The sequence below is a fragment of the Pseudomonas sp. GW456-E7 genome, assembly GCF_059424105.1.
This window is the reverse complement of the sequence record NZ_JBWKZB010000010.1, coordinates 110554-117191: the sequence shown is the minus strand read 5'-3', so window position 1 is coordinate 117191 and position 6638 is coordinate 110554. Positions and strand designations below refer to the sequence as shown.

8 protein-coding genes are annotated in these 6638 nt (G+C 59.3%); 4 read left to right on the top strand and 4 right to left on the bottom strand.

All coding sequences use genetic code 11. The annotated features are described in order from the left end of the window. Positions 1–151: 151 nt before the first annotated feature. Both AC07YV_RS09485 and AC07YV_RS09480 read left to right on the top strand, forming a co-directional pair. Entirely contained in the window at positions 152–1348 is a 1197-nt protein-coding gene (locus AC07YV_RS09485) for an MFS transporter (protein WP_102700743.1), read from the top strand. A 102-nt stretch (positions 1349–1450) separates the two neighbouring features. Beyond that, on the top strand, positions 1451–1939 hold the full coding sequence (locus AC07YV_RS09480; protein ID WP_494990280.1) for a tail fiber domain-containing protein: 489 nt from the start codon (positions 1451–1453) through the stop codon (positions 1937–1939). A 28-nt stretch (positions 1940–1967) separates the two neighbouring features. Here the strand turns inward: AC07YV_RS09480 and AC07YV_RS09475 are convergent, their stop codons facing one another. Both AC07YV_RS09475 and AC07YV_RS09470 read right to left on the bottom strand, forming a co-directional pair. Further along, positions 1968–3005, bottom strand: coding sequence for an alpha/beta hydrolase family protein (locus AC07YV_RS09475; RefSeq protein WP_102700744.1), 1038 nt, complete (start codon positions 3003–3005; stop codon positions 1968–1970). 168 nt (positions 3006–3173) lie between these two features. Further along, the gene (locus tag AC07YV_RS09470; RefSeq protein ID WP_102700745.1) at positions 3174–3785 is read right to left on the bottom strand and encodes an FMN-dependent NADH-azoreductase; all 612 of its coding nucleotides are present in this window, start codon (positions 3783–3785) and stop codon (positions 3174–3176) included. 131 nt (positions 3786–3916) lie between these two features. Between AC07YV_RS09470 and AC07YV_RS09465 the strand changes: the two genes are divergently transcribed. Beyond that, positions 3917–4825 (top strand): LysR substrate-binding domain-containing protein, encoded by a 909-nt coding sequence (locus tag AC07YV_RS09465; RefSeq protein WP_102700746.1) that lies wholly within the window; start codon positions 3917–3919, stop codon positions 4823–4825. Next, entirely contained in the window at positions 4822–5181 is a 360-nt protein-coding gene (locus AC07YV_RS09460) for an MmcQ/YjbR family DNA-binding protein (RefSeq protein WP_102700747.1), read from the top strand. Before AC07YV_RS09465 ends, AC07YV_RS09460 begins: the two co-directional genes overlap by 4 nt. Before the next feature lie 8 nt (positions 5182–5189). Here the strand turns inward: AC07YV_RS09460 and AC07YV_RS09455 are convergent, their stop codons facing one another. Both AC07YV_RS09455 and AC07YV_RS09450 read right to left on the bottom strand, forming a co-directional pair. Further along, complete coding sequence (locus tag AC07YV_RS09455; protein ID WP_102700748.1) at positions 5190–5621, bottom strand: DUF1294 domain-containing protein; 432 nt, start codon at positions 5619–5621, stop codon at positions 5190–5192. After that, positions 5618–6448: an undecaprenyl-diphosphate phosphatase gene (locus AC07YV_RS09450; RefSeq protein ID WP_102700749.1), complete on the bottom strand. Its 831-nt coding sequence runs from the start codon at positions 6446–6448 to the stop codon at positions 5618–5620. Before AC07YV_RS09450 ends, AC07YV_RS09455 begins: the two co-directional genes overlap by 4 nt. Positions 6449–6638 lie beyond the last annotated feature (190 nt).

Here is a 6638-nt window from a genome sequence, read left to right as displayed (position 1 = left end):
CAATGGCTGACACAACCAGGAACCAAATGTGGGAGCGGGCTTGCCCGCGAAGAGGTCTTCAAGAACAGCGATAATTAGTTAGCCTGCTTTCTTTTATCCCCCCACCGCGCCATGATGCAGTTCTCCCACCGCCGCCCGCGAACGAGCCCTCATGTCTGTGCAGCAAGTGCCCCCGCAAAGCTCCATGGCGATCACCCTGCAGATCGTCTCCATCGTGTTCTATACCTTTATTGCCTTCCTCTGCATCGGTTTGCCGATTGCGGTATTGCCGGGTTATGTCCACGAGCAACTGGGGTTCAGTGCCATCGTGGCCGGGCTGACCATCGGCTCGCAATACCTCGCCACCCTGCTCAGTCGCCCCATGGCCGGGCGCATGTCGGACAGCGTCGGCACCAAGCGGGCGATCATCTATGGCTTGTCCGGGATTGTGCTCAGTGGCGTGCTGACGCTGCTGTCGACCCTGTTGCAAGGTTTGCCGTTGCTCAGCCTGCTGATCCTGATCGCCGGGCGCTTGTTGCTGGGCATAGCCCAAGGCTTGATCGGCGTCGGCACCATCAGTTGGTGCATGGGTCAGGTGGGCGCCGAGCACACCGCGCGGTCGATTTCCTGGAACGGCATCGCCTCTTATGGTGCGATTGCCATTGGTGCGCCGCTGGGCGTGGTCATGGTGCAACAACTCGGTTTCGCCAGCCTGGGCATCGCCCTGTCGCTGCTGGCCCTGGCGGCATTGTTGCTGATTCGCAACAAGCCCTCGGTGCCGGTGGTACGCGGTGAACGCTTGCCGTTTTGGGCAGTGTTCGGGCGCATTGCGCCGTTTGGCGCGAGCCTGAGCCTGGCTTCCATCGGCTACGGCACCCTGACGACCTTTATCACCCTGTATTACGTCAATCGCGGCTGGACCGGTGCCGCCTATTGCCTGACCGTATTCGGGGTCTGTTTCATTCTGTCGCGGCTGCTGTTCATTTCCGCCATCAACCGGTTCGGCGGGTTCACCTGCGCCATTGCCTGCATGTGCATCGAGACAGTGGGCCTGGTGCTGCTGTGGCTGGCACCGTCGACCGGGTACGCACTGATTGGCGCCGGCCTGACCGGCTTCGGCCTGTCGCTGGTGTACCCGGCGCTGGGCGTCGAGGCCATCAAACAGGTGCCCAATTCCAGTCGGGGTGCCGGATTGAGTGCCTATGCGGTGTTTTTCGACCTGGCGCTGGCGATTGCCGGCCCGTTGATGGGCGCGATTGCATTGAACATGGGGTATTCGTGGATTTTCTTCAGTGCGGCGTTGTTGTCGGTAACCGGACTTTGTTTGACACTGATGCTGTCTCGTCAGGCCCGACACAGAACCAATTGAACATCCCAGTAACAATAAAGACTAAATTGTTTCAGACTACAACTTAAATGCAACATCCAGAATCGATTAGTTAGAGTGCCAGCATTGTTTCGGCAGTAAATCTTGACAAAATCCGGCGCGCTATTTTCTCATCAAGTCGAAAATCAGGATGTACCAAAAGTGCGTATACTGCCTTTAGCTTTTCTTGCCCCGGCAATGGTTCTTTCACTTTCTTCCACTGCCCATGCGGAAAGCTCGATACAGCAAATCTGTCATAACGGTCAATGCTGGGACATCGGCGACCCGCCGGGACCGGGTGACGAGTGCTGCCCATTCAGCGACGAGCGACTGAAAACCGATGTGAAACGCCTTGAAAATCCAACGGAAACCCTCCTGAAACTTCACGGAGTTACATTTAACTGGAAACAAAACAACCAGGCCGATGTTGGTTTGATTGCTCAGGACGTACAAAAGGTTTATCCACAGTTAGTGCGCACCGATGGCGAACACCTGCAAGTGGACTATCAAAAACTGGTAGCGCCGCTTATCGAGTCTGTTCGCGAACTTGATGCCAGAGTTAAAACACTGGAAACAGCGTTGGCCAACAAGTAACGGTTAATGAAATCCGCCGATCCTGCGTTCATTGATCGGCGGTCTGCATTCCCGCCCGGGTCGCCCGGCCCAGGGTGCGCGAGAAGAAGTTTCCGGCTTCAGAGATCAGGTTGCGATGAATGTCTTGCCGATCGACGCCATCGGCATCGGTACACAGCGCGGGCATGATCGCTATCTGCTCGTCATTGCACGGCGCCATGAAGACGAAGTGCCCTGCCCCCGCCAGTAACTTGAAGTCAGGCGCCGTCGGCAGTTTGCGCGCCAGCGCCGCGGCGTTTTTGTCGACTGCCACCAGCTTGTCGCCATCACCGCTGTAAAGCAGCACCGGCACGTGCACATCGGCCAGGGTGTGGCGACCGAACTTCAGGCTCAGCGGCGCCATCAGCATCAAGGCGTGCACGCGTGGGTCCGCCACCGGCTGCAGGTCGTCGCGGTCGACAATCAATTCACCCTGAGTGTTGCAGGCATCGCGGTCGTCCGGACGTTCCTGGCAGTAACGGCGCAGGCGATCCAGGTCCGGCGTGGCGCCGGACAGAATCAATGCGGTCTCGCCCCCGGCCGAATAACCGATGACGCCGACCTGATCGGCGTTGACGAAGGGGGACAGCATGCGGTCGCCCAGGGTGGCGGTGATGGCTTCGGAAATCTGGATCGGCCGGCCGTACAGGTTACTCAAAGTACCGAGGCGGCTGTGGTCCCTGGAGTTGTCACCGGGGTGGATCACCGCCACCACGACGAAACCTTTGCGTGCCAGCGAGGTGGCGAGGTCGTGCAAGGCCAGGGGGGTTCCGGTGTTGCCGTGGGACAGCATCAGCATCGGGAAGCGGCCTATCGCGACCTTGGTGTCCTCCCCGGCTTCGACGGTGTAACCCTCGAGTTTGCTGGTGTGCTCCCAATCACTGGAAGGATAGAAGGCGATGGCGCGCATCGGCTGCAGGTCCAGTGGGTCGAGAAAAGTCATCTCGTGGAAGCCGACGCTCCAGTGCGGATGCGGTGCAGGCGCGGCGTGCACTGTATTCAGGCTGCTGAGCAGGCAAATCAGCAAAGTTGCACAAAGACGCACCATGGGATGCCCCACCTTGTTACCGGACTTGAGACGTACACCCTGGACTGCATAAGTCGGGCCACACCCTGAAACAACCAGAAACAAAAAACTCCGTAGCTGGTACTTGCGTAACCAGAATACAGAGTTTTTTGGGCTTTACCTGAACGGTTGCGAACTTTTACGCAAGCCTTACGCGGCGGCGAACAACTGCTCGCTGATTTGCGTATGAGCAGCGCTCATGGCTTTGCTGCGGACGTCGTCACCGTAAGCCAGGCCTTCGGCGCGGACGATTTCGATGTCGGTGATACCGATGAAACCGAACAGCAACTTCAAGTATTCCTCATGGGCAACACCGGTTGCCTGGCCGGCGTGCATACCGCCGGAAGTCGAAACGATCACCACTTTCTTGCCGCCACACAGGCCTTCAGGGCCGGCTTCGGTGTAGCGGAAGGTCTGGCCGGCTACAGCGATGCGGTCGATCCAGGCCTTCAACTGAGTCGGGATGGTGAAGTTGTACATCGGTGCGGCAATCACCACGGCATCGGCGGCCAGGAATTCGGCCAGGGTCGAGGCGCTCAGTTCGGCTTCGTGCTGTTGTGCGGCGTTGCGCAGTTCAGCGGTGGTGCCGGCGGCGACCAGGGTAGTGGAAGAGAAATGGCTGATGGCGTCAGCGGCCAGGTCGCGGTAGGTCACTACAGCGGTCGGCTCGGCGGCTTGCCAGGCCTTGACGACTTCACCGCTCAACTGACGGGAAGCCGAGTTGTCGCCCAGGATGCTCGAATCGATATGCAGCAGTTTCATGTGGGATCTCCAAGTGAGGATCGCCCACAAGGGCGATCTGATGGGACTAATCCTACAGACGAAACCAATAGCTGATTAGTCGGCAACAATGCGATAGTTCGTCCCACAGATAGAACAGTCGGATTCACATCATGCAAGACCTCAACGACCTGTATTACTTCGCCAAAGTCGTGGAAGCCGGGGGATTCGCGGCAGCCGGACGCTTGCTGGGCATCCCCAAGTCCCGACTGTCGCGGCGCATCGCCGAACTGGAAGAACGCCTGGGTGCACGCTTGCTGCAACGCACCACCCGACAGCTGAAACTGACCGCCGTGGGTGAACGCTACCTCAGGCACTGCCAGGCGATGCTGCTGGAAGCGGAAATGGCCGACGAGGCCGTGGCCAGCATGTCCAGTGAGCCCCGCGGGCGTTTGCGGGTGTCCTGCCCGGTCGGGTTGGCCCACGAAATATTACCGGGGGTGATCAGCGACTTTCTCGAGCGCTTTCCGCAAGTCCAGCTGGAGGTCATGCTGCTCAACCGCCGGGTTGACCTGGTGAACGAAGGCATTGACGTTGCCCTGCGCGTGCGGGAGCTGGGCGACGAAGACCCGCTGCTGGTCACCCGCCGCCTGCGTCAGGCGCAGATGGTGATGGTCGCCAGCCCCGGTTTTCTCAAAGGTCGTGAGATCAATCACCCCGAAGGTCTGAAAAGCCTGCCGGTGCTCGGCGCACTGGAAGCCGACCGCATGGTGCACATCCGCATGCTGGATCAACAGGGCAAGAGTTGTGAACTCGCGCTCGAGGCCCGGCTGGGCATCGATGACTTTATCGTGCGCAAGGCCAGCACCCTTTCCGGCCTCGGCTTTACGATGCTGCCCATGATGTATTGCGAACAGGAGCTGGAAGACGGCTCGCTGGTGCAGTTATTGCCCGAGTGGTCGCTGCCCGGTGGCTGGCTGCAAGCGGTCTATCCTCATCGACGCGGGGTGATGCCGGCGGTACGTGCCTGGATTGACCACCTGGTCGAATCCTTCAATGCCTGTGGGGAACGTTTGTTATGAAAGCTGGACGGATGAGCGAAGAGGATGTCGCGAAGTTCTGCCTCGCCCTGCCCGGTGCTCGGGAAGATTACAAATGGGGAGGTGTGCGGGTGTTTTCGATTGCGGGGAACAAGATGTTCGCCTTGCAGGGCCTGAGGGGTGATTCCCTGGCCTTCAAGGTCGACAAGGATCTGTTTCTCGGTCATTGCGACCGCCCGGGCATTCACCCGGCGCCGTATCTGGCCCGCGCCCAGTGGATCATCATGCAAACGCCCTACCCGCTAGGCAGCGAGGAATTGCAGGGCTTGCTGCAGCGCTCCCACCAATTGGTGGTGAGCAGACTGCCCAAGCGCACTCAAGTCGGACTGTTGCTGTAGGGCGTTGTTTATCGGGTCAAGGCGAACACATGTGCGCCGAGAAACAGGTGATCGATCCAGAACACCTGGTGCAACAGCACGATGATCCAGAACACCAACTGGTACGAGACTTTGCGGGTTTTGTGGCGAAACGCCTGCTGGGCCAGCAACGCACCGGGCCAGCCGCCGGCGAGCTCCAGTGCATGCAAGACATTCTCCGGCGTACGCCATTGCTCGGCGCGCGCCTTGCGCTTGTCGCTCCAGTACAGGAAAAACGTCACGACGCTGACGATGCCGTAGGCCGCGAGGGGAATCAGCGACTCCCCGTGCAGCCATGACGACAGCGAACCCGACAGCGGCAACGCGCACAGGATTGCAAACACCAGCCACTTCAGCCGTGAATGGCGGATCTGTCCCCCGGACGGGCGTCCGGGGTTGTTGCGCGAGCGCGAGTCACTCACGGCTTGGCCGCGCTCCAGTCGACCCAGCCGAACTGCCAGGTCGCCAGGATGATCAGGCCGAACACAATGCGATACCAGGCAAACGCCGCATAGCTGTGGTTGGCAATGAACTTGAGCAGCCCGCGGACCGCGATCATCGCAAAAATGAACGCCGTGACGAAGCCGACGGCGAACACCGGGAAATCCGCCGGGACAAACAGCTCACGGTACTTGTAGCCCGAGTACACCGCCGCGCCGACCATGGTGGGCATCGCCAGGAAGAACGAGAACTCGGTAGCGGTCTTGCGCGACAGGCCGAACAGCAAACCACCGATGATCGTCGAGCCCGAACGCGAAGTGCCCGGAATCATCGCCAGGCATTGGGCGAAGCCGACTTTCAAGGCATCTTTCCAGGTGATGTCATCCACGGATTCGGCGTGTACTTCATGCTGGCGGCGCTCGGCCCACAACATGACGATCCCGCCCACGACCAGCGCCGTTGCCACAGTGATCGGATTGAACAGGTAATGGTGGATCAGGTCGGCGAAGATCACACCCAACACCACAGCCGGCAAGAACGCGATCAACAGGTTTGCGGTAAACCGCCGGGCACCCGGCTGGGTTGGCAGACCGATGACCACGTCAAATATCTTGCGTCGAAACTCCCATACCACCGCCAGGATGGCACCCAGCTGAATGATGATGTTGAACGCCATCGCCCGCTCGCCCCCGAAGCCGAGCAAATCGGCCACGATGATCTGGTGGCCGGTACTGGAAATGGGCAGGAACTCGGTCAGCCCTTCTACAACCCCAAGAATCAATGCCTGAAAGGCGGTCCAAAGATCCATCAATCCCCCAAAAGGCTATGCACGCCGGCATGCCCCGATAATATTTTTTCAAATGCTTTGATTGCGCTCAGCGTCGCTGAGGTCCCGCGCATCAAGGATCACCACAGAACCGTTAAAATCCTGTGAAAAAAACCACCTTGAATCAGCTTTACCCGTGCGGGGGGCGAAATCCTATCAGACAAGTCCGATC

Bases quoted from the DNA above. Each gene is read 5' to 3' on its own strand.
- AC07YV_RS09450 (WP_102700749.1), bottom strand. From the start codon at position 6,448: ATGGATCTTTGGACCGCCTTTCAGGCATTGATTCTTGGGGTTGTAGAA.
- AC07YV_RS09485 (WP_102700743.1), top strand. From the start codon at position 152: ATGTCTGTGCAGCAAGTGCCCCCGCAAAGCTCCATGGCGATCACCCTG.
- AC07YV_RS09465 (WP_102700746.1), top strand. From the start codon at position 3,917: ATGCAAGACCTCAACGACCTGTATTACTTCGCCAAAGTCGTGGAAGCC.
- AC07YV_RS09460 (WP_102700747.1), top strand. From the start codon at position 4,822: ATGAAAGCTGGACGGATGAGCGAAGAGGATGTCGCGAAGTTCTGCCTC.
- AC07YV_RS09470 (WP_102700745.1), bottom strand. From the start codon at position 3,785: ATGAAACTGCTGCATATCGATTCGAGCATCCTGGGCGACAACTCGGCT.
- AC07YV_RS09475 (WP_102700744.1), bottom strand. From the start codon at position 3,005: ATGGTGCGTCTTTGTGCAACTTTGCTGATTTGCCTGCTCAGCAGCCTG.